Below are 21,406 nucleotides of genomic sequence, written 5' to 3' on the forward strand. Positions count from 1 at the left end.
GCGCAAGACCGGAACGGCCCCCCCCCCCGGGCCGGCCGGTTCGAGGACGGGAGAACATCATGACCGCAGAAACCCGGGCCCCGCGCGGGCCCGTCGCCATCACCAAGGAGGACGGCGCGCGGCACGGCCGCTATGTCGCCCGTATCGACGGCGTGGAGGCCGAGGGCGAGATCACCTTCACCCATCGCGGCCCGGGGTTGATCAGCGCCGACCATACCGGCGTGCCCGATGCGATGGCCGGGCAGGGCGTGGCCATGGCGCTGCTGCATTTCATGATCGAGGACGCGCGGCAAAGCGGCTTCCGCATCCTGCCCCTTTGCCCCTTCGTGCGCAAACAGGCCGCGCGCCACCCCGAATGGGCCGATCTGTTCAAGGCCCCGCCCGGCGATGTCGGTCGGCAGGGCTAGGGCGGATCGGTAATTCAGTCTTGTCGTTCGGCTGGCGAAGGCGCGTGCCTTCGCCACGGCGATGCAGATTTCGCTGCCCCGGCCGGGGGCCCAAAGCCCCCGGCCAGCGCCCGCCCCGCCCATGGCGGGCGCTTCTCGCCCGCCGGGGCAGGCGCTGGCCTATCCGTTATTCTCGGCATCACCGCCCCTGATGGCACCCTTACGCGAACGGGCGGGGGAAACGCGGTGCGTTTCCTTGTCCCGCCCGGCCAAACCTCAAGCTGAATGCCGATCCGCCCCGACAGCCCGCTGTCAGAGACTGCGCGCGAAGCCGGCCATGAAATCGCGCAACGCGGCGCGGGTCTTTTCGTCGGTCAGGTTGCCGCTGTCGTCGAACAGCCCGCCCGCGCGCGACACCATCAGCCGCCCTTCCAGCCAGGGGTGCATCTTCAGCGTGCGCAGCACCGGCAGCCAGTGGCTCTGCGCCAGGATCGTGCCGAACCCGCCGGGCGAGGCGCCGATGACCGCCACCGGCTTGGCCGTGAACAGCGCCAGCCCGTCGCCGCGCGACATCCAGTCGATGGCGTTCTTGAACACGCCGGGGACGCCGTTGTTGTATTCCGGCGTGACCAGCAGCAACGCATCCGCCGCCGCAAGCTGCGCCTGCAATGCCTGCACGGGGGGCGGCAGGCCCGTCGCCTCCTCCATGTCGCCGTCATAGAGGGGCACGTCGCGGATGGTGCCGATCTCGATCCGCGTGCCCTCGGGCGTCAGGTCCGCCGCCGCGCGCAGCAGGCCCGCGTTGAAGGATGCCCGGCGCAAGCTGCCGCTGAGGCCAAGTATGGTCGCCATTTCACCTGCCTTCCGTAATCCGGGGCACCGGTCGGCCCGGCGGCCCTTGTTCCCATCAGAACGCTTTCCGCCCCGTCCGTCCAGCGGCCTGGCCCGGGAAACGGCGGCAGCGGTTTTTCCTCTGCGGTTCTCAACCGCAACTGGTGACGCCGAGCACCGGAAACAGCGTCAGCAAGGTCGCCGCAAGGCCGATCCAGCCGCCCAGACGGGTGATCGCCGCCGCGCGGTCCGCGCCGCGCGGGCCGGTCAGGACGATCGCGCCCGCCCCGATCAGCGCACAAAGCCAGACACCGGCCAGCACCACCCCGTGCAGCGGGCCGAGCGGGGTTGCCACCCCGGGCCAGCCCCATGTGCAGCCCACCCCGTGCAGCGCGTAGATGCCGGAAAAGGCGATGGCCCAGAGGATGGGCCCCCGCAAGGCGAGCCAGGGCCAGGTCATGATGCCTCCTGCACGGCGACAAGCGCGACAAGGATCGCCGCCGTCGCCAACGTGAAATCCTGCCACAGCCGCCAGACGCCCTGCGCCCCCGGCCCGATCGCCCCGTCCCGCCGGTGCACGGCGCAGACCAGCGCCAGAAGGCCCCCCACGCCCGCGTGCAGCGCGACATAGGCCAGCCCCGCCGCGCGCAGCGCATCGCGCGCATGCCGGGTCGGGTCGTCCAGCTGCGCCGCCAGAAGCCCCGCCAGCATCAGCGCGGCCAGCCCCGCCACCGCCCCCGCCGCCGCCCCGCGCGCGCCCCTGACCCGCGCCAGCCCCGCCGCCACGGCCAGCCCCGCCAGCATGCCCCCGGCCAGCAGACCCGCGGGCAGGGTGCCGATCCCGCTGGCGGGCGCGGGCCAGCCGGGCGCGATCACCGTCAGGAACCCCGCGGCGAACAGGTAGGACCCGAACAGCGCCCCATCCGCGACCAGCAGGCACACGAGGCCCGAACGCGCCAGCGTATCCTCCATCCCCCAGTGCAGCGGCAGGTCCAGCCCCGGGGCGACCGGCACGGTGGCGGGGCCCGTGGGGCGGCCGGAAAACCCCTGCCACCACCAGCAGACCGCGCCGACCCCGGCCAGCGCCGCCAGCGCCGCACCGTAAAGCCCCGCCAGCATCAGCAGCACGAACCCCCCGATGGCGGCGGCGGTGCAGACCGGCAGCAGGCTGTTGCCCGGCAGGACGGCGACGAAACGCGGCGCACCGCTGAGCGTATCGACCACCAGCGTCTCGCGCTGGCCGCGCGGCGCGCCGGGCAGGGCCCCCTCGCCCCGCGCCAGCGCCAGCGCATCGGCCCCGGGCCCCGGGGGCAGGGCGGCGATGTTGTAGCTCGGCGGCGGCATCGGCATCGCCCATTCCAGCGTCCCCGCCCCCCAGGGGTCGCGCCGCGCCCGCCGCCCGAACAGCACCTGCAACACCAGATCCAGCGCGAAAAGCGCGAACCCCGCCGCCATGACGAAACCGAAGGCGGAACTGATCAGGTTGGGCCAGATCCATTCCGGGTTGTCGGGATAGACGGAAATCCGCCGCGGCATGCCCATCAGCCCGGTCAGGTGCATGACCAGAAAGGTGCCGTGAAAGCCCGCGAAGATCAGCCAGAACGCCGCCGTGCCCACCCCCGGCACCCGTTCCCGCCCGAGGATCAGCGGCAGCCAGTAGACCACCCCCGCCATCATCGGAAAGACGAAGCCGCCGATCAGCACGTAATGCAGATGCGCGGTGACGAAGGCGGTGTCATGGGCCTGCCAGTTGAACGGCACGATGGCCAGCATCACCCCCGTCAGCCCGCCGATGACGAAGGTGCCGAAGAACCCCATCAGATGCAGCATCGGCAGGTGCAGCCGGGGGTGGCCCTTCCACATGGTGCCGATCCAGGCGAAGATCTGCACCGCCGTCGGCACCGCCACCAGCGCCGAGGCGGCCGAAAAGAACGCCAGCGCCATATGCGGGATGCCCACCGCGAACATGTGGTGGACCCAGAGCCCGAAGCTCAGGAACACCAGCCCCAGAACCGCCGCCACGATGGCGCCGTACCCCAGGATCGTCGTGCGGCACATCACCGGCAGGATGGTGGAAATGGCCCCCGCGGCGGGCAGGAAGATGATATAGACCTCCGGGTGGCCGAACAGCCAGAAGAGATGCTGCCACAGCAGCGGATCGCCCCCCCGCGCGACATCGAAGAAGGGCCAGTCGAAGGCGCGCTCGACCTCCAGCAGGACGGAGCCGAGGATGAGCGGCGGAAACCCCGCCAGCATCATCGCGGCGGTGCCCAGAAGATACCACGCCATCAGCGGCATCCGCGACAGCCGCATGCCGGGCGCGCGCATCCGCAGGATGGTGACGGTGATCTCCACCGCCGCCGCCAGCGCCGAGATCTCGACGAAGGTGATGCCCAGAAGCCAGACATCGGCATTGATGCCGGGGCTGTAGGCTTTCGAGGTCAGCGGCGTGTACATGAACCAGCCGCCATCGGGCGCCACGCCCGCCAGCAGCGCCAGGATCAGGATCGTGCCCCCGAACAGATAGCACCACCACCCGAAGGCCGACAGCCGCGGAAACGCCAGATCGCGCGTGCCCAGCATCTTGGGCAGAAGATACATCCCCAACCCCTCCAGCATGGGAATGGCGAAGAGGAACATCATGATGCTGCCGTGCATCGTGAAGATCCGGTTGTACTGCGCGGCATCCAGAAAGGCGCCCTCCGGCGTCGCCAGCTGCGCGCGGATCAGCATGGCCAACAGCCCCGCGATGGCGAAGAACACCGCCGAGGCGATCATGAACCGCTTGCCGATTTCGCTGTGGTTGACGGAACAAAGGGCGCCGCGCAGCCCCGGCGGGCGGCCCCAGATGCGTTCAAGCTCGCGGTGCAGGCGCAGGGCGTTCTGCGGGGGATTGGGGGGCAGGGTCATCGGCCGGCCCTCCCCGGCTTGTACGGGCAGGGGGCGGCGGGGGCGGACCATCGGCGGCCCTCCGGTCCGGGGCGGGCAAGGGCGGCGGGCGGATAGGCCGACACCTCGAACCGCATGCCTGCACCACCCGCGCGCGGCCCTCCGGCCGGGGCATTGCGGCAACGCTCTGGCTGATCGGGCAAGTGCAGGGCGTTCTGCCGAGGTCTGGAAGGCAGGGCCATGGCCCGGTCCTTGCCGACCCGGGCAGGCAGGGGGAGGAGAGACCAACCGGGAACCACATTCCGGCATGGCCCGCGCGGGGCATTTTGACCGAGGGGCTGCGGCAAAGTCCCGGCCTGCGGGGATCGGGGGCGGATCGTCGGTTGGCGTCGGGGATCGCCGCATTCAGGGGCGGCGGGTCCGGGGGGTAGTGTCTTCAACCGCACGCCTTCAGGACCCGCGTCCGGCGGGGGGCGGGGGCAGGGCCCCGGGGGGGCGGCGCAGGGGTGTGGGGGATTGGCGCGCCGGGTCATCGTCCGGCCTCCGGTCCGGGGCGGGCAAGGGCGGCGGGCGGGGTGTCGGGGGGATAGGCCAGCACTTCGAACCGCATCCCGGCATAGCCCGCGCCCGAGAATTCGGCCGAGGTGCCGTGGTAGAGCCCCGGCCGGTCGGCGCGCAGGCGCAGCAGGTTGTCGCGGCCGGGCAGGGCGTCCATCTTGCCTGCCAGCCGGGGCACCCAGAAGCTGTGGATCACATCCTCGGACCGGATCACCACATCGACCGGCACCCCGGCGGGGATGTGCAGCCGGCCCCGGGTTTCCACCATCGCGCCGTCCGCCCCGGGCTGGCGGAACCGCCATTCCCACTGCCGCCCGATCGCCTCGACCCGCAGGGCGGGCGGTTCCTGCCCGGGATGCAGCCGCTCGCCCACCACGATCCCCGCGCCGACGAGCGCGGCCAGCACGGCGAGCGGGAAGCCCACCCCCATGCCGTGCAGCCAGAACCTTTCGCCGGGCGGGCGGCGCACCGGCGGGCCGAAGCCCCGCCAGACCAGCGCCAACACCAGAAGCGTGATCAGCACCGCCCCCGCCAGCATCGCCCACCACAGCACCGCGATCCCCGCCGCCGCCGGCCCCGCCGGGGACAGGCTCGACAGCGGCCCCCCGCAGCCCGCCAGCACCGGCACGATGACCGCCAGCGCGGGTTTCGCCGCGATGGGCGCGGGGGGCCGTGACGTGCTGCCCTTCGGTCCGCGGCAGGGGGGTGATGGATCGGAGGCCCCCCTTCCGCCGCTCGCAGGGTCGGATCGGTATTCGCACACCGGTTGGGCCGGGCGGGTTAGGGAAACGCATTGCGTTTCCCCCGCCCGTGGCGCGGCGGTGCGGTGAGAGACGGTGATGCCGGGAATACCGGAAAGGCCAGCGCCTGCCCCGGCGGGCGGGAAGCGCCCGCCATGGGCGGGGCGGGCGCTGGCCGGGGGCTTTGGGCCCCCGGCCGGGGCAGCGGCAAGGGCATCGCCATGGCGAAGGCACGCGCCTTCGCCAGACAGCCGAAAGGGGGGGATGCCGACACCTCCCGGCGCAGGTTTCCCCGCCATGGGCGCGGCCCGCCGGGATGCGCCATCCTTCGGCTCTCGACAGAGATCCCCAGGGGAGAGGCTCGGCAGGCGCTTCCCGTAGCCCGCCAGCGCAGGTTCCGCCGCCATGGGCGCGGCCCCCCGGGATGCGCCATCCATCGGCCCTCGACAGCGATCCCCACGGGACGGGCTCGACAACTGCCCCCCGCCGCCCGCCGGGGCGGGAACAACCGCCGCCAGCGCGGGTTTCGCCCCCATGGGCGCGGGTGTCCGCGTCGCGCCGCCCCTCGCCCCCGGACAGGAGACCCCCGCATGCCCCCCCGCCCGACACCGCGCCCCCGCCGCAGGTTCCGCGACCCGATCCACGAACATGCGGCCTTCCACCTGAAGGAATCGCGCATCGCCATCGCCGGCCACCCGGTCCATGCGATGCTGGTCACGTTTCCCATCGCGCTCTGCATCTGCACGTTCGGGGCGGATCTGGTCTACTGGCTGACCGGCGATCCGTTCTGGCCCCGGGTGGCGCTGTGGGCGGCCGGGGTCGGGTTCGGCATGGGGGTGCTGGCGGGCGTCACGGGTACGGCGGAACTGCTGCTGGTGCCCGGCATCCGCATCCGCGCCGCCAGCTGGACGCATTTCATCCTCGCGGTGATGCTGCTGTCGCTTCTGGGCGCGAACTGGGGGCTGCGGCTGGCCGACCCGCAAGGCGCGGTGCTGCCCTGGGGGTTGCTGACCTCTGGCCTTGCCGCCGTGATGACGGGGATGACCGGCTGGCACGGCGGCAAGCTGGTGTTCGACTACGGCCTCGGCACCCAGAACGATCATGGCGATACCGCGCGCGGGGCGAAGAACTGATCGGGCACCAGCCGGGCCAGAAGGCCGGCATCGGGCTTGACCAGCACCAGACCCAGCACCAGCGCCATCAGCGGCACCGCCAGCGCCAGCCCCGCCAGCGGCCCGCCGTGCCAGTCGCTGCGCCGTTCCTCGCCCGACCGCTGGATCATGTGGCCGAGCCAGACATGGACCAGCACCATCCCGGCAACGGCGGCGAGCTTGACCAGCAACCACGGCTCGAACACGCCCGCCAGCAGCACCAGCGCGGTGCCCGCCGCGATCGTGACCAGGGCCGCGGGGGTGGCGAAGGCGATATAGCCGATATGGGTCACAAGCCGGTATTCGGCAAAGCCGCGCTGCGTGCGCCGCCCGCCATGGCGGTGCAGCAGCAGCGGCAGCCCGATCAGCGCCGCGCACCAGCAGACCAGCCCCGCGATATGCAGCGCCTTGAGCCCCGCGATCATGTCTGCGCATCCCGCAGCCAGGCCCGCCGCGCGGCCAGCGCCGCCGCCCCCGCCAGCGGGATCATCCCCGGCACCCACATCACCAGCCCGGCAAGCTGTTGATCCGCCAGCGGATCGAGACCCCAGAGCGCCGCCAGCAGCACATGTTCGGCGTAAAGCGGCACGGGCGCGAAGGTCAGCACCGCGCCGATCAGCCCCATGAGCGCGGCAAGCCCCCCCACCAGCGCGACGGGCATCAGCGCCATTCCGTCCCGGGGGGCCAGCAGCGCCGACCACAGCCCCCAGGCCGGCAGCAGCAGCGCCGCCTGCATCGCGGCGTAAAGCGCCTCGCTGCGCCAGATGGCGGAATAGACCCCGGGCAGGTGCCACAGGACCAGCGCCGCCGCCAGCGCGCCGAACACCGCCGCGGCGGGCGCCCCCCGCCATGGCCGGGCCAGCGCCAGCGCGGGGGCGGCGATCCCCAGAAGCACCAGATGATGCACCGCACGCGCGCTGAACAGCGCCGCCGTCAGCGCGCAGAGCGGCGAGACGAAGGCCACCGCCAGCGCCAGCCAGAAGACCGCGAAGGCCCCCCCGCCCCCCCGCCGCCGGGCCCGAACCGTTCCCCAGACCAGCAGCACCGCCAACCCCGCCAGCAGCGGCGGGTCGAGGTTCCAGCTCTGCCACAGCGCGCCGGGCGCCGGGGCGGGGCCGCAATAGGGCGGGGGTGGAACGGCGGCGATCGGGGTCACGGGTCACGCCTTTCCCGCGCGGGCGCGGCCCCGGGCCATCCCCGGACGCCCCCCGGGCGGCGATGGCCGCTGTTGCGCGGCATGGTGGCTGGCATGTCCTCCTCCCTCCCTCGGCGGCCGCAGGCGGGCAGCGGACGGCCGGTTCCCGATGCGCAAGCAACCCGCCGGGCGGCCGGATTGTTCCCGCCGCCCCTGCCGGACGGGCGCAGGCGCGGGTGCGGGGACAGGGACGCCGCGCCGCTCAGGCGGTTTCGGGCAGGCTCGGGCGGGGGCCGTTGCCGGGGGTCTGGGGGCCCGACGGCGCGGCAAGGCGGATGTCGATCCGCCGCCGCGGTTCCGCCGTCCCCGCCGCGGCCTGGGCCGCCCCGGGCGCCGACAGCGCCGACAGGAAGCTGTCGCACCAGTCGAACACGGTATGGTCCTGCAACACCCGCAGCATCGCGCCATGCCTTTCGCGCCGTTCCTCGGGCGCCATGTCCATCGCCTGGCCGAGCGCGCCGGCAATCGCCTCGACATCGTAGGGGTTGACCAGCAGCGCGCCTTCGTCCAGTTCCTGCGCCGCCCCGGCAAAGCGCGACAGGATCAGCACGCCCGGATCCGCCGGATCCTGCGCCGCCACATATTCCTTGGCGACGAGGTTCATCCCGTCGCGCAGCGGCGTCACCAGCGCGGCCCGCGCCATCCGGCATGTGCCGGCCAGCACGCTCTGCCCGAAGGAGCGGTTGACATAGCGCATCGGCGCCCAGTCGAGCCGCCCCAGTTCCCCCGCCAGATGCCCGGCCTGTTCGGCGATCTCGCGTTGCAGGGCCTCGTATTGTTCCACCCCGGCGCGGCTTTTCGGGGTGATCTGGAGGTATGTCACCTGCCCCTGGAACGCCGGCCGGTCGAGCAGGAAGCGCCGGTAGCCCTCGATCCGCTGCGGGATGCCCTTGGAATAGTCCAGCCGGTCCACCCCGAGGATCAGCCGCTGGCCGCGCAGGGTTTCCTGAAGGCGGCGCATCGCGGGATTGCGCACCGCCTGTTCCGCCGTGCGGGCAAATCCGGCGGTGTCGATGGAAATGGGAAAGGTGCCGGCGCGGAAGCTGCGCTGGCGGGTGGCCAGGCGGCCCGGATCGCCGGGCATGGGGCGGGCGATCCGGCTGCGGGCAAGGCATTGGGCGAAGTTCGCGGTATCGTTTTCCGTCTGGAAGCCCAGAAGGTCGTATCCCGTCATCGCCGACAGCAGCGCATCGCTGCCCGGCACCGACAGAAAGACATCGGGCGCGGGCCAGGGGATATGCATGAAAAAGCCGATGGGATTGGTCACGCCGTGCAGGCGCAGTTCGGCCGCCAGCGGCAACAGGTGATAATCGTGCACCCACAGCACATCGTCCTTGCGCAGCAGCGGCAGAAGATGCCCGGCGAACAGGCGGTTCACGCGCCAGTATCCGGCGGCGTCCTTGCGCGCATAATCCGTCAGCCCGAGCCGGTAATGGCACAGCGGCCAGAGCACGCTGTTGGCGAAGCCCTGGTAATATTCGGCATGGTCGCGCGCGCTCAGATCCGTCACCGCATAGGTCACGGCCCCGGCCTGACGCTGGCGAAGCTGCGGTTCCGTGTCGTCGTCGCAGCATTCCCCCGACCATCCCATCCAGATCCCGCCCCTCGCTTGCAATGCGGCGGTCAGCGCGGTGGCCAGACCGCCTGCGGCGGGGCGGCGGGGGTCGGGGACGCGGTTGGAAACGACGATCAGGCGGCTCATGGTCTGGCTCCGGTTATGGTCCCGGGATCCGGGCGGGGTGATGGGCCGGGATGGCGCCGCCAGCCCCTTTTCGCCCCCATACGGTCGGTTCCCTGCGGCGGGGGCCCTTCGGGGATGGACCGGCGGGCCGGGCGGTTGGCCCTTTTCGGAACGATCCGGCTGCGGTCCTGAAACCGGCCTCGCGGGGATTTGTTCCATGCGGCCACAGGTTTATGCAAGCCGCCCCGCCCGTCAAGCGCGCGGTTGCACCATGCGCGACAGCAATTCGCGCATCGCCGCGGGCGAGGGCAGGGCGTGCCGCGCGCGCGTTTCCCCGTTTCCGGCCCCGATCCGCAGCGACAGGCCGCCCAGATCATCGGCGGCGGCGAACATCGCCTCGTCCGTCAGGTCGTCGCCGGCGGCGAAGGGCCTGCGGGCGCGGAACGCGGGGTGGCGCATCAGGCGGCGCAGGGCCGCGCCCTTGTCGGCGCCCGCGGGGCACAGCTCCACCACCGCCTTGCCCGGACGCAGCCGATAGCCCGCGCCCGCCAGCGCCAGCGCCTCGTCCATCGCCTGCGCGACCCGCGCTTCCATCCGGGGGGCGAGGCGGAAATGCAGGGCGAAGGCGGCCCCCTTGTCCTCGAAGATCACGCCGGGCATCGCGCGGGCGGCGGCGGCGGCATGGTCTGCGGCCGGGGCCGGGGGGCGGGCCGGGGCGGCGGTCGGCTGCCCGCCACCCAACCTTTCGCCCAACCGGATCTCGGCCCCGTGCAGGCCCGCGATGGTGAAGGCCCGGGTGCCCAGAAGCGCCGCCGCGAAATCCGCCGACCGCCCGGTGACGATCGCCAGCGCCCCCGCCGCCCCCGCGTCCAGCGCCGCAAGGGTCGCGGTCAGGCCGGGCGGGCAGACCACATCCCCGGGCCGGGGTGCGAGGTCGATCAGCGTGCCGTCCAGATCGAGGAACCACGCCCAGCCCCGCGCATCGTCCCCCTCGCGGAGGGCGGCCAGAAGGGATGAAACCGGATCGGGCATCTGCACCTGCGACCTTGTTTGCCTGCGGTCAAGCCTTTCCACTAACAGAAAAACCCGCCGCCGCGCCAGAGGTTCCCGGGCGGCTGCGGGTTTGCCGGCCCGCCGGGGCCGGCCTTTGGTTCGATGGTTCAGCGCCCGCGCCGCAGGGCGAAGGCGCCATCGCCCAGCAGCGCCTGCACGACCAGCGCGACCGCCCAGAAGGCGGGAAATTCCCAGCCGCCGCCCTCGCTCGAGAAGAAGAACCCCGCCGCGCCATGCGGGGCGTAGATCGAGCCGAGCAGGACCGGCACCAGCGCCAGCGACACCCAGCGCGTCCAGAGGCCGAGGATCAGCGCGATGCCGCCCAGAAGTTCGGCCGCGATCACCAGATAGGCGAGGAAGCCCGGAAAGCCGAGGCTTTCGAAGAAGGCCGCGGTGCCGGCGGGGGTGAAGATCACCAGTTTCAGCCAGGTATGGGCAAGAAACAGGATGCCCATCGCGACGCGCAGGATCAGGGCCGCAAGATCGGCATCGGCGATGCCGGCGACGAGGCCGGGGCGGGTGGTGTCGGTGGCATAGGTCATGGTGGTGTCCTTTCGGGATGCGGCGCGGGCGATGCCGTGCCATGTGGGGGCGATGCCGGTGCCTTGCGCGCGGTTCGGACCCGGCGGGAACGGCGGGCGGGTGCCCGGCCCAAAGGTGGGGCTGTTCATGCCGGTTTTCCTGCCGACGCGCGGGGCGGCGTCTGGACGGGACCATGCACCGGTTTGGAGCGGGCGATAATCCGCGTGGAAGGAAGATCATTGCATCCGGAATGGAAGGAATTGGCCTGCGGATCGCATCGCGGCCCGTTGCCCAGGTTGCATATGGGGAGGCAAGTTCAGGGGGCGGGTCGGTCCATCGTGCTGGCTGGCGAAGGCGCGTGCCTTCGCCACATCCCGCCCTCGCCGTTGCCCCGGCCGGGGGCCCAAAGCCCCCGGTGAGCCGCCCGCCCCGCCCATGGCGGGCGCTTCTCGCCCGCCGGGGCAGGCGCTGGCCTACCCATTTCTCCCGGCATCTCCGTCTTTCACGGCACCGCTGCGCCACGGGCGGGGGAAACGCGGTGCGTTTCCTGATCCCGCCCGGCCTGAGCGCGCGGGGAATGAGGCGGTCGCGATGGCGGGCCGCTCCCGGCCCGCCGGAGTGCCGCCTATGCCTCGCCCATGCCCTCGGCGGGCTTTCCGGCGCTGCCGTGGCGGACCTTCTGCTCGATCCGGGCGCCCACGCCGGGGTCGATGCTTTTCCAGTAGCCGATGGCGCGGCTCAGCACCGGTTCCCGCACCCCGCCCAGAAGGCTGCCCGCGACCTGATCCACCAGTTCGGCGCGCTGCGCGTCGTCCATCACCTCGCGCACCAGAATGCCGGGCTGGGTGAAATCGTCGTCGTCCCGGCGCAGGGTATAGGCGCTGCGGACCATGGGGCCGTCGGCCTCCCACCCGTCGGCCACGGGGCCGGTTTCGTCCGCCCATGCGCGGCCGTGGCTGTTGGGCACATAGACCGGGGCATTGCCCGCATGGTGATAGGCCATCTGGCCGTCGAACATATAGGTGTTCACCGGCACCTTGGGCTGGTTCACCGGCAACTGGTGGAAATTCGTGCCGATCCGGTTCCGCTGCGCGTCGTTATAGGCGAAGGCGCGGCCCAGAAGCATCTTGTCGGGCGAAAGCCCGATCCCCGGCACGGTATTGCCGGGCGAGAACGCCGCCTGTTCGATCTGGGCGAAGAAATTCTCGGGGTTGCGGTTCAGCACCATCCGCCCCACCCGGTGCAGCGGATAATCCGCATGCGGCCATGTCTTGGTCAGGTCGAACGGGTTGAGGCGATAGGTTCCGGCATCCTCATAGGGCATGATCTGGACCGACAGGACCCAGCCCGGATGATCGCCCCGCGCGATGGCGTCGAACAGGTCGCGGCGGTGGAAATCGGCATCCGACCCGGCCATGGCGGCGGCCTCGGCATTGGTGAAGAATGCCATCCCCTGTTCGGTGTGGAAATGGTACTTGACCCAGAACCGCTCGCCCCCCGCATTCACCCACATATAGGTGTGCGAGCCATAGCCGTTCATGTTGCGCCATGTGCGCGGCAACCCGCGCCGGCCCATCAGATAGGTGACCTGATGGGCGCTCTCGGGGTTGTTGGTCCAGAAATCCCACTGCATGTGGTTGTCGCGCAGGCCGGAATCCGGCAGCCGTTTCTGGCTGCGGATGAAATGCGGGAACTTCATCGGGTCGCGCACGAAGAAGATCGGCGTGTTGTTGCCCACGAGGTCGTAGTTGCCCTCGGCGGTGTAGAATTTCAGGCTGAACCCGCGCACATCGCGCCAGGTGTCGGGGCTGCCCATCTCGCCCGCGACGGTCGAGAAACGGGCCAGCATCTCGGTTCTGGCGCCCTTCTGGAACAGCGCGGCCCGGGTCCAGGCCGACATGTCCTCGGTCGTCTCGAAGATGCCGAAGGCGCCGGCGCCCTTGGCGTGGGGCTGGCGCTCGGGCACCTTTTCGCGGTTGAAATGCGCCATCTGTTCAAGAAAATGCACATCGTGCAGCAGGATCGGGCCATCGGGCCCGATGGTCAGCGAGTTGCGGTCGCTCGGCGCGGGGGCGCCCGTGCTCATGGTCGAGCCGGTCGCGCGCGGATTGCCTTGATCTGACATGGGGAACCTCCTGACAGGTCTGGGGCGGGGCAAGCCCTGGATGCCGGGGGCCATGTTACGGCACCGGCGCAGCTATTCAACCATTGCGGTATTCACGATGCAGATTGCCCGCCCGGCCCTGGTCCCCGGATGGCCGCGGGGGCGAGGTTCTGCACGCGCCCCGCGCAGGGGGCGACATGCCCGCCTCGACCGGATCGTGGTCGTCCACCAGGTTTCTACCCGCGCCCTCGAGAAGGGGACGACCACCAGCCCTCGACGCCCTCGCAGTCGGGCAGGGAGTTTCCACCCACGCTCCGCGAAGGGGGCGGCTGAATGCCCTTGCGGCCGGACATTCCCGCCCCCGCCCGTGCTGCATCGGCCTGTCAGGCCCGGGGTCTGGCGCGTTGCTGGCGTGTCGCCTCGGGGTCGACGAGGTACAGGCCCTTCCCGGCCGGCGAGGGGGTCAGGACCACGCCATAGACGTCGCGCGCGCGCGCGACCGACACCCAGCCTTCGGACACGTCATGCGCGACGCGTTCCGGGTCGCGCTCGAACGGGTCGCCATAGCCGCCCCCGCCGCCGGTATGCGACACCAGCCGCTCGCCCGGCACGATCACCTGCGTGCCCGCCATCGGCAGGTCCACCCGGTTTCCGTCCCGGTCGATCTTCCAGCCGTCCGACCCCGTGCCCGTCAGCCCGCCGCGCACCCCGCGCGCGGGGTTTTCGTGGCCGTCGAAGGTATAGGCCGCCATCATCGGCCGGTTCCGGCATCCATAGACCACCCGCGAGCCGAGCGCCCCGCGATGCCGCCCCGCGCCCTCGGAATCGGGGATCAGGCGCTTTTCCCACACCAGCAGGGGGTATTTCTGTTCGTCCACCTCTGTGCTGTCGTGATACATCAGCGAGGCGGCGACGGGCAGGTAGTAGGTCGGCCAGCCATCGGCCTCGGGGCCCCCCGGCCCGCCGGTCGAGGCGAGGAAGACCTGGTTCACATAGGCCTCGTCGCCATAGCGCTGATCCTCGCCCGAGATCACGGCATAGGAAATCCCCATCCCGAGCGCGCCTTCGGCCAGCCCGAAGCCTTCGCCCAGACGGGCGAAGGCGGCCTGGGTCAGCGTGACCAGACGGTCGGCGATGTTCGTCGTCGCCATGGAACAGGAATGCGGGAACTTGGGGATGCCCGCGATGCAGCCTTCGCGCAGTTGCACGGAAATGCGGCGGAAACTGCCCGCGTTGTGCGGCACCTCCGGGTCGATGGAGTTGAAGACGCCCGTCATCACGTTGTTCGTCGCGCAGGCCCGGGATTCGTTCAGCCCGCCGGGGTAGTTGTCGGGGTTGTCGCGCAGGTCGAGGTCGATCCGGCCCTCGGTGCTGTCGATGGTGACGGTCACTTTCAGCGGCACGCCCTCGGGCAGGTTGGGGTAGGGGTCGTGGCGGGCCTCGCCGGTGATCCGCCCGCCCGGCAGCCTGCCGATGGCGTCGATCATCCGCCGCTCGCTGTAGTCGAACCAGTCGCGGATGAAGGCGCGCACGGCGTCGCGCCCGTATTCCGCGCACAATTCCTTCAGCCGCCGTTCGGCGATCCGCGCCGCGCCGAGGGTGGCCAGATAGTCGCCGTACCACTGGTCGGGCACGCGGATGCGGCGGCGGCACATGCGGATGATGTCGGCCACATCGCGGAAGTCGCGCTGGATCAGGACACAGGGAAAGATCAGCGCGCCTTCCTCGTACACATCGCGCGCGGCGGGCATGTAGGTCGTGGGCAGCGCATTGCCGCAATCCGCCTGATGCGCCTTGGCGCAGGCGGTGAACATGTGTTCGCCCTCGAAGAACACCGGCACGAGGATCGCATGGTCGGCGGCATGGGTGTTGCCCAGATAGGGGTCGTTGTGCAGATAGGCGTCGCCCTCGCGGAAATCCTCGTGCAGGTCGGTCATCGCCCTGGCGAGGAACTCGGTGCCGATGACATGGACGGGCAGCCCCTCGGCCGAGGCGAGAAGTTCGTTGTCCGAGGTGATGATCGAGCAGGAAAAATCCCGCGCGGTGTTCAGCACCGCCGAACGCCCGGCACGCAGCAGGGTGTTGGTCATCTCGCGCACGATGCAGTCGAGGCGGTTCGACAGGATGGCGAGCAGAAGCGGTTCGGTCGTCATCGTCAGCACTCCTTCGCCATCATGTAGTCGCCGTTGGGCAGGACCGTGGCCGTCCAACCGGGGAAGACGACGATGGTCGTGGTGGGTTCCAGGATGATGCAGGGCCCTTGCAGGATCGTCCCCGCCGGCAGGTTGGCGCCGTCATAGCGGGCCGTGGGTTCCGGGCTGTCGCCGCCGAACCAGCTTTGCCCCACCGCCAGCGGTTCGGCGCTGGCGGCGGTCTGCGCCCCGCGTTCCAGCCGGGGCCGGGGCAGGCGGGCGATGGCGCGCGCCTTCCAGCCGATGCATTCGACGCCCTGTCCCGGTTCGCTGACCGCAAAGACCCGTTCATGCGCGGCGTGGAAACCCGCGATCATCGCCTCCACATCCTCGCGTCCCGCAAAGGCGGCGCCCCGCAGCGGCACGTCCAGTTCCCAGATCTGTTGGGGATAGCGCGCCTCGACAAGGAATTCGCGGGCCTGCCGGTCCTTCGGCGTCTCGATCCGGTCGAAGAAAGCGTCGATCTGCGCGTCGAGCCGCGCGAGTTCGGCATTGACCGCCGCATGGTCGAAATCGCGGGTGTCGGCGCGGCGGCTGGCGCTGAATTCCGTCACGATGTCGGAGAAAAGCCCGCCCGAGGCCGACAGCGTGCCGGCGGTGCGCGGCACCAGCGCGCGGCTGGACCCCAGAAGTTCCGCGATGCGCCCGATGGTCATGCCGCCCGCGCCGCCGCCTGCGATCAGCAGCGACTTGCGCGGGTCGAGCCCCTCGTTGACGGTGATGCTGCGGATCGCGTTCACCATGTTCTCGGTGGCGATGGTCAGGATCGCATGGGCCGCCTTGTGCAGGCCGATGCCTAGGGGCTCGGCCACGTTCATCCTGATCGCCCGTTCCGCCGCCGCCGGGTCGAGCCGCATCCGCCCGCCCAGAAAGAAGTCGGGGTCGATATGACCCATCACAAGGCTCGCATCCGTCACCGTCGCCCAGGTGCCGCCCTGGCCGTAGCAGGCCGGGCCCGGCGTCGATTTCGCGCTTTGCGGCCCGACATGCAGCAACCCGCCCGGGTCGATCCAGGCGATGGAACCGCCGCCCGCGCCGATGTTGCGGATGTCGACGGCCGACAGGCCCGTCATATGGCCGGTATATTGCCCGCCGATCCAGGTTTCGCGGGTGAACTTCATGTTCCCGTCGCGCACGATGGACACGTCGAAGCTGGTCCCGCCCATGTCGCAGACGATGATGCTGTCCTCGTCGGGCGCATTGGCGCGTCCGGCGACCGGGGCCATGGCGGGGGCCGAATTGACGGTGTAGATCGGCCGCGCCGCCACGTCCTCCACCCCCAGAACGCCGCCGAAGGACGTGCCGACGAGCAATTGCCCGTCAAAGCCGCCCCGGCGCAGGTCGGTTTCCATCTCGCGCAGGTGGCGTTGCATCAGCGGTTTCAGCGAGGCGTCGATGGCGGCCGAGGACGCGCGCCGGTATTCGCGCAGGATCGGGTTGATCTGATGCGACAGCGTGACCGGCACGCCCGGCAGGTCGCGCGCAAGGATCTCTGCCACGCGCAATTCGTGCGCGGGGTTGACGATGGACCACAGCAGGCAGACCGCCACCGCCTCCACCCCCCGCAGGTCGGCGGCGATTTCGGCCACCCGCGTCTCGTCCAGCGGGATCAGGATGCCGCCTTCGGCGTCGATGCGTTCGGGCACCTCGAAGGTCAGCCGGCGGGGGATATAGGGGTCGGGGTAGGGATGGCGGAAATCGAAGGGGTTGAGCTTGCCGCCCTCGCGCAGGACCAGCGTGTCGGGGTGGCCCTGCGTGGTCAGAAAGGCCGTCCGTGCGACATCGCCGGTGATGATCGCATTGGTGGAAAAGGTGGTGCCATAGGTGAACAGCGAGGTCTGCGACAGAAGCCCCCGAAGGTCGGTCCCGATATCGCCGGCCGCCGCCGTCAGGGCGGCGGAGATGCCGTCGAACACACGGTCATAGGTGGTGAGCGCCTTGTCGATCCAGAGTTGCCGGGTCGCGGTGTTCGTTATCACCACGTCGCTGAACGTACCCCCGGTGTCCACTGCAATGCGGAATGTCATTCGCCGTCTCCCCGTCGTTTCGCGTCCGGTCCCGGTGTTCCGGGTCCCGTGCCGCCCGCCCGGCCTGCCGGAGGGCAACCGGCCAAGCGTGGGATGCTTTCGACAGGTTTTCAAGCGCCATGGCGCCGGTGCATCGGCGGGGGATCAGTCCTGCCGGTCGGGGGGCGCGAAGAAACCTGCAAGCCGCTGGCGGCTGGCGCGGATGTGGTCGGCCATGGCCTGCCGGGCGGCATTGCCGTCGCGGGCGCGGATGAAGGCCAGCACGGCGGCATGTTCGGCCAGGATCTCGACCGCGCGGGTGGGGGGCTGAAAATAGACCAGATGGCGGATCACCAGCCAGGCATCGTCCTGCGCGTATTCCAGGGACTGCGCCGCGCGCACGAAGCGGCTGTTGCCCGTCGCGCGGGCGATGGCCTCGTGGAAAAGATAGTCGTAGTGGTGGGTTATCCGCCCTTCCTCATGCGCCTGACGGAACTGGGCCATCGCCTCTTCCATCCGGGCCAGATCGGCTTCGCTGTGGCGTTCGGCGGCAAGGCGCGCGGCCTCGGGTTCGTAGACGAGGCGGAATTCCAGATCGCTCTGCATCTGGTCGAGCTGTTCGCGCAGCCCCTCGCGGTTGGCAAGCCGCGTCTGCGCCAGATGATCGAGCGAGGTGACATAGGTGCCCGACCCGCGCTGCGACGAGACGAGCCCGTCGGCCTTGAGCTTGTCGATGGCCTGCCGCACCACGGGGCGCGAGACGGAAAAGGCCGCGGCCAGTTCGGGTTCCGACGGCAGGCGGCTGCCGGCGGCGAACCGGCCCGAGGCGATGGCATGGATCAGGCTGCGGTAGATGCGTTCGTGCAATTCGCCCGGCCGGTCGGTGCCGAACAGGCCATCCGCCGGATCGGGGCGGCTGCCCGCGCGTATCGTCCTGCCTTCGCCCATGTGCCCCCCTTGTCAGATGCAGCGGCCGCCGTCGACGTTCAGCGCCACCCCGGTGATCATCGAGGCGTCGTCCGAACACAGGAACACCGCCGCATTGCCCATGTCCTGCGGCGTGGAAAAGCGGCCGATGGGGATGGTGGACAGGAATTTGGCGCGCATCTCGGGCGTGTCCTCGCCCATGAACGTGCCCAGAAGCGGCGTGTCGCCCGCCACCGGGTTGATCGCGTTCACCCGCACGTTGAAGGGCGCCAGTTCGATGGCCATCGCCCGGGTCGCGGCGATGCCCCAGCCCTTGGAGGCGTTGTACCACGTCAGGTTCGGCCGCGGGCTGACCCCGCCGGTCGAGGCCACGTTCAGGATCGCGCCCGCGCGTTTCGCCTTGAACAGCGGCGCGCAGGCCCGCGCGCCCAGATAGACCGAGCGCACGTTGACCGCCATGATGCGGTCGAACAGATCCTCGTCCACCTCGTCCATCGGGCGCGGGGTGTGGCCGATCCCCGCATTGTTGACCAGAATGTCGAGCCCGCCGAAGCGCGTCTGCGCGAGGTCCACCGCCGCGGCGAAATCCGCCGCCCGGCTGACATCCGCGGCGATCCATGCGGTATCGTCCAGCGAGGCGGCGACGGTTTCGGCCAAAGCGGCATTGCGGTCCATGATCACGACCCGCGCGCCCTCGGCCACGAAGGACCGCACGATCCCTTCGCCGAAGCCCGAGGCGCCCCCGGTCACGATTGCTGTCTTGCCCGCCAGTTTCATATGCGATTCCATCATGCTTCAGGGGTGATCCTCAGTCCAGCCGGATGAAGGCGGCCTTGGTGTTGAGGTATTCATGCAGATGCTCGACCCCGCCCTCGCGGCCGTATCCGCTCATCCGGTAGCCGCCGAAGGGCACCGCGGGGTCGATGGCGTGGTAGGTGTTGACCCAGACCGACCCCGCCTGCAACGACCGGATCAGCCGGTGCGTGGTGGTCAGGTCGCGCGTGAACACGCCCGCCGCCAGCCCGTAGGGGGTCGCATTGGCGCGGGCCACGGCCTCGTCCAGCGTGTCGAAGGGCAGGGCGGAAATGACGGGGCCGAAGATTTCCTCGCGCGCGATGGTCATGTCGTCGGCCACATCGGCGAAAACGGTGGGCTGCACGAAATGCCCGGCGGCGAAGGCGCCCGTGGTCAGCCGCGCCCCGCCCGTCACCAGCCGCGCGCCCTCTGCCGGGCCCCTGGCGAGGAAGCCCTCCACCCGGTCCAGCTGCCGGCGCGACACCAGCGGGCCCAGATCCGTCGTCTCGTCCAGCCCGTCGCCGAGCCGCAGCCCCTCGGCAAAGGCGGCGAGGCGGGCGACGAATTCGTCGTGGATCGCGCGCGCCACGAACAGCCGCGATCCCGCGATGCAGATCTGCCCCGAATTGGCAAAGACCGCCATCGCCGCAAGCGGCACCGCGCGGTCCATGTCGGCATCGGCGCAGACGATGACCGGCGACTTGCCGCCCAGTTCCAGCGACACCTTCTTGAGGTTCCCGGCAGAGGCGCGGACGATTGCCTGCCCGGTCGCGGTGGACCCGGTGAACACCAGCTTGTCCACGCCCGGATGCGCGGCCAGCGGCGCGCCCGCCTCGGCCCCGGTGCCCGTCACCACGTTGACGACGCCGGGGGGCACGCCCGCCTCTGCCATCAGTTCGGCGATCAGAAGGGGGGTCAGGGGGGCCTCTTCGGATGGTTTCAGCACCACGGTGCAGCCGGTGGCCAGCGCCGGGCCGATCTTCCAGATCGAGGCGGCGGTGGGCGCGTTCCACGGGATGATCGCGCCGACGACGCCCAAGGGTTCCTTGCGGGTGAAGGACACCACGTCGCCGGGCAGCGAATTGTCGATGGTCGCGCCATGCAGCGCCGTCGCCTGCCCGGCATAGAACCGCAGCATGCCCACCACCCGGTTGCGGTTCGCCCGCGTCCGCGCGATGGGCATCCCCATGTCGAGCGTGTCCGACAGCGCGAGTTCGTCCCAATGCGCCTCGAACAGATCGGCGATGCGCAGCAGAAGCTGCTGGCGCTCATAGGGTTTGAAGCGCGACCACGGGCCCTCGAAGGCCGCGCGGGCGGCGGCGACGGCGCGGTCGATGTCGGCCGCATCGCCCGCGGGCACGCTGGCCAGCACCGCGCCCGTCGCCGGGTTCAGGCTGTCGAAGCGGCGGCCGGATGCCGCCTCGACCCATTCGCCGCCGATGAACATCTGCCGCGCCCGCCCGTCCAGCGGGCGGCGCAGCGGTTTCGGGGGGGTGAAAAGCGTCATGGCATCCTCCTGTCGGGCCGTACCGGGGCGGGGTCAGTCGGCCTTGCCGGCGGTGGTTTCCAGCCCGCGGCCGGGCCGCCACACCGGATCGGGGCGCGACCAGAGCACGGGATCGCGGATCGCGGCCGCCAATGCCTCTGCCTGGATCGCAAGGAACCTTTTGCCCTTTTCGACGCTGGCGGTGCGCGGGTCGCCCCAGGTGCCGGTGACCGGCGCGCGTTCGGAAAAGGAATAGAACCGGGAAAAGCCCGCGGGCGATTGCACCGGGGCGGGGGCCTGTTCCATCGCCTCGTCCAGCTTGCCGGTCTTTACCGTATCGCCCGCGATCACCATCATGACCGAGGTTTCGCCCTCGCAGGCATGTTTGGGCATGGTGTCGGAATCGAACACCGCCGCGAGCCTCTCGGGCGACAGGAACCAGGGCGTCGTCGCCACGATGGGCATGTCATGGGCCACCGCCAGTTCCCGTGTCGCCACCGCCAGCGGATCGACGTTGCCGCCATGGCCGTTGACGATCAGCAGCCGGGCGAACCCGAGCGCGCGCAGCGACCGCACGATGCTTTCCAGAATGGCGCGATAGGCGGCGTAATCCACGCTGATCGTGCCGCCGAAGGGCAGGTGATGTTCGCTCAGCCCCAGCCACAGCCCCGGCAGCACCGCCACCGGCACCGGATCGGGCCCCCCCGCCACCAGCCGCGCGGCGGCGACTGCGGCGGCATGGGCGCTGGCGGTATCGGTGATGACGGGCAGGTGCGGCCCGTGCTGTTCCAGCGATCCCGCCGGCAGGATGGCCAGCGCGCCGCCCCGTGCGGCGATGGCGCGCAGATCCGGCGCCGTCATGCGCGCCCATTCGACTTCGATGGTCATCT

Annotated in this window: 18 protein-coding genes; 2 read left to right on the forward strand and 16 right to left on the reverse strand. The window is 70.7% G+C overall.

Annotated features, from left to right (window positions below; genetic code table 11):
- Positions 1 to 59: 59 nt before the first annotated feature.
- Positions 60 to 407: a GNAT family N-acetyltransferase gene (locus tag RGD00_RS02450; protein ID WP_310455608.1), complete on the forward strand. Its 348-nt coding sequence runs from the start codon at positions 60 to 62 to the stop codon at positions 405 to 407.
- 291 nt (positions 408 to 698) lie between these two features.
- Here the strand turns inward: RGD00_RS02450 and RGD00_RS02455 are convergent, their stop codons facing one another.
- From RGD00_RS02455 to RGD00_RS02470, 4 genes are all read right to left on the reverse strand, one after another.
- Positions 699 to 1,238, reverse strand: coding sequence for an NADPH-dependent FMN reductase (locus RGD00_RS02455; RefSeq protein ID WP_310455609.1), 540 nt, complete (start codon positions 1,236 to 1,238; stop codon positions 699 to 701).
- 130 nt (positions 1,239 to 1,368) lie between these two features.
- A complete protein-coding gene (locus tag RGD00_RS02460) occupies positions 1,369 to 1,677 on the reverse strand; it encodes a hypothetical protein (RefSeq protein ID WP_310455610.1) in 309 nt (102 codons plus the stop codon).
- Positions 1,674 to 4,127 (reverse strand): cytochrome c oxidase subunit I, encoded by a 2,454-nt coding sequence (ctaD, locus tag RGD00_RS02465; protein WP_310455612.1) that lies wholly within the window; start codon positions 4,125 to 4,127, stop codon positions 1,674 to 1,676. Before ctaD ends, RGD00_RS02460 begins: the two co-directional genes overlap by 4 nt.
- Positions 4,128 to 4,635: 508 nt before the next feature.
- Positions 4,636 to 5,292, reverse strand: coding sequence for a cytochrome c oxidase subunit II (locus tag RGD00_RS02470; protein ID WP_310455614.1), 657 nt, complete (start codon positions 5,290 to 5,292; stop codon positions 4,636 to 4,638).
- A 702-nt stretch (positions 5,293 to 5,994) separates the two neighbouring features.
- Here RGD00_RS02470 and RGD00_RS02475 point away from each other — a divergent pair.
- Positions 5,995 to 6,537 (forward strand): DUF2231 domain-containing protein, encoded by a 543-nt coding sequence (locus RGD00_RS02475; RefSeq protein ID WP_310455616.1) that lies wholly within the window; start codon positions 5,995 to 5,997, stop codon positions 6,535 to 6,537.
- Here the strand turns inward: RGD00_RS02475 and RGD00_RS02480 are convergent.
- From RGD00_RS02480 to RGD00_RS02535, 12 genes are all read right to left on the reverse strand, one after another.
- Complete coding sequence (locus tag RGD00_RS02480; protein ID WP_310455618.1) at positions 6,504 to 6,980, reverse strand: CopD family protein; 477 nt, start codon at positions 6,978 to 6,980, stop codon at positions 6,504 to 6,506. The two genes, RGD00_RS02475 and RGD00_RS02480, sit on opposite strands and share 34 nt — an antisense overlap.
- Positions 6,977 to 7,711: a cytochrome c oxidase assembly protein gene (locus RGD00_RS02485; RefSeq protein ID WP_310455619.1), complete on the reverse strand. Its 735-nt coding sequence runs from the start codon at positions 7,709 to 7,711 to the stop codon at positions 6,977 to 6,979. Before RGD00_RS02485 ends, RGD00_RS02480 begins: the two co-directional genes overlap by 4 nt.
- Positions 7,712 to 7,952: 241 nt before the next feature.
- Positions 7,953 to 9,452, reverse strand: a complete 1,500-nt coding sequence (locus RGD00_RS02490; RefSeq protein WP_310455620.1) for an alpha,alpha-trehalose-phosphate synthase (UDP-forming) — start codon at positions 9,450 to 9,452, stop codon at positions 7,953 to 7,955.
- A 231-nt stretch (positions 9,453 to 9,683) separates the two neighbouring features.
- Positions 9,684 to 10,463, reverse strand: coding sequence for a trehalose-phosphatase (otsB, locus tag RGD00_RS02495; protein WP_310455900.1), 780 nt, complete (start codon positions 10,461 to 10,463; stop codon positions 9,684 to 9,686).
- A 128-nt stretch (positions 10,464 to 10,591) separates the two neighbouring features.
- Positions 10,592 to 11,155, reverse strand: a complete 564-nt coding sequence (locus RGD00_RS02500) for a DoxX family protein (protein ID WP_310455621.1) — start codon at positions 11,153 to 11,155, stop codon at positions 10,592 to 10,594.
- Positions 11,156 to 11,631: 476 nt separating this feature from the next.
- Positions 11,632 to 13,131, reverse strand: coding sequence for a catalase (locus RGD00_RS02505; protein WP_310455623.1), 1,500 nt, complete (start codon positions 13,129 to 13,131; stop codon positions 11,632 to 11,634).
- Between the two features lie 362 nt (positions 13,132 to 13,493).
- Positions 13,494 to 15,263 carry a hydantoinase B/oxoprolinase family protein gene (locus tag RGD00_RS02510; protein ID WP_310455625.1) on the reverse strand — a complete coding sequence of 590 codons (1,770 nt, stop codon included), beginning with the start codon at positions 15,261 to 15,263 and terminating at the stop codon, positions 13,494 to 13,496.
- Between the two features lie 2 nt (positions 15,264 to 15,265).
- Complete coding sequence (locus tag RGD00_RS02515; protein WP_310455627.1) at positions 15,266 to 17,329, reverse strand: hydantoinase/oxoprolinase family protein; 2,064 nt, start codon at positions 17,327 to 17,329, stop codon at positions 15,266 to 15,268.
- A 144-nt stretch (positions 17,330 to 17,473) separates the two neighbouring features.
- Positions 17,474 to 18,256: a FadR/GntR family transcriptional regulator gene (locus RGD00_RS02520; protein WP_310455628.1), complete on the reverse strand. Its 783-nt coding sequence runs from the start codon at positions 18,254 to 18,256 to the stop codon at positions 17,474 to 17,476.
- A 12-nt stretch (positions 18,257 to 18,268) separates the two neighbouring features.
- On the reverse strand, positions 18,269 to 19,012 hold the full coding sequence (locus tag RGD00_RS02525) for a glucose 1-dehydrogenase (RefSeq protein WP_310455901.1): 744 nt from the start codon (positions 19,010 to 19,012) through the stop codon (positions 18,269 to 18,271).
- Between the two features lie 31 nt (positions 19,013 to 19,043).
- Entirely contained in the window at positions 19,044 to 20,537 is a 1,494-nt protein-coding gene (locus RGD00_RS02530) for an aldehyde dehydrogenase family protein (protein ID WP_310455629.1), read from the reverse strand.
- Between the two features lie 33 nt (positions 20,538 to 20,570).
- Positions 20,571 to 21,404: a creatininase family protein gene (locus RGD00_RS02535; protein ID WP_310455630.1), complete on the reverse strand. Its 834-nt coding sequence runs from the start codon at positions 21,402 to 21,404 to the stop codon at positions 20,571 to 20,573.
- Positions 21,405 to 21,406: the final 2 nt, after the last annotated feature.

Origin of the sequence: Ruixingdingia sedimenti (assembly GCF_031432425.1) — a bacterium.
GTDB classification, from domain to species: domain Bacteria; phylum Pseudomonadota; class Alphaproteobacteria; order Rhodobacterales; family Rhodobacteraceae; genus Ruixingdingia; species Ruixingdingia sedimenti.

Bases quoted from the DNA above. Each gene is read 5' to 3' on its own strand.
- RGD00_RS02450 (WP_310455608.1), top strand. From the start codon at position 60: ATGACCGCAGAAACCCGGGCCCCGCGCGGGCCCGTCGCCATCACCAAG.
- RGD00_RS02455 (WP_310455609.1), bottom strand. From the start codon at position 1,238: ATGGCGACCATACTTGGCCTCAGCGGCAGCTTGCGCCGGGCATCCTTC.
- RGD00_RS02460 (WP_310455610.1), bottom strand. From the start codon at position 1,677: ATGACCTGGCCCTGGCTCGCCTTGCGGGGGCCCATCCTCTGGGCCATC.
- ctaD (WP_310455612.1), bottom strand. From the start codon at position 4,127: ATGACCCTGCCCCCCAATCCCCCGCAGAACGCCCTGCGCCTGCACCGC.
- RGD00_RS02475 (WP_310455616.1), top strand. From the start codon at position 5,995: ATGCCCCCCCGCCCGACACCGCGCCCCCGCCGCAGGTTCCGCGACCCG.
- RGD00_RS02480 (WP_310455618.1), bottom strand. From the start codon at position 6,980: ATGATCGCGGGGCTCAAGGCGCTGCATATCGCGGGGCTGGTCTGCTGG.
- RGD00_RS02490 (WP_310455620.1), bottom strand. From the start codon at position 9,452: ATGAGCCGCCTGATCGTCGTTTCCAACCGCGTCCCCGACCCCCGCCGC.
- otsB (WP_310455900.1), bottom strand. From the start codon at position 10,463: ATGCCCGATCCGGTTTCATCCCTTCTGGCCGCCCTCCGCGAGGGGGAC.
- RGD00_RS02500 (WP_310455621.1), bottom strand. From the start codon at position 11,155: ATGAACAGCCCCACCTTTGGGCCGGGCACCCGCCCGCCGTTCCCGCCG.
- RGD00_RS02505 (WP_310455623.1), bottom strand. From the start codon at position 13,131: ATGTCAGATCAAGGCAATCCGCGCGCGACCGGCTCGACCATGAGCACG.
- RGD00_RS02510 (WP_310455625.1), bottom strand. From the start codon at position 15,263: ATGACGACCGAACCGCTTCTGCTCGCCATCCTGTCGAACCGCCTCGAC.
- RGD00_RS02515 (WP_310455627.1), bottom strand. From the start codon at position 17,329: ATGACATTCCGCATTGCAGTGGACACCGGGGGTACGTTCAGCGACGTG.
- RGD00_RS02520 (WP_310455628.1), bottom strand. From the start codon at position 18,256: ATGGGCGAAGGCAGGACGATACGCGCGGGCAGCCGCCCCGATCCGGCG.
- RGD00_RS02525 (WP_310455901.1), bottom strand. From the start codon at position 19,012: ATGAAACTGGCGGGCAAGACAGCAATCGTGACCGGGGGCGCCTCGGGC.
- RGD00_RS02530 (WP_310455629.1), bottom strand. From the start codon at position 20,537: ATGACGCTTTTCACCCCCCCGAAACCGCTGCGCCGCCCGCTGGACGGG.
- RGD00_RS02535 (WP_310455630.1), bottom strand. From the start codon at position 21,404: ATGACCATCGAAGTCGAATGGGCGCGCATGACGGCGCCGGATCTGCGC.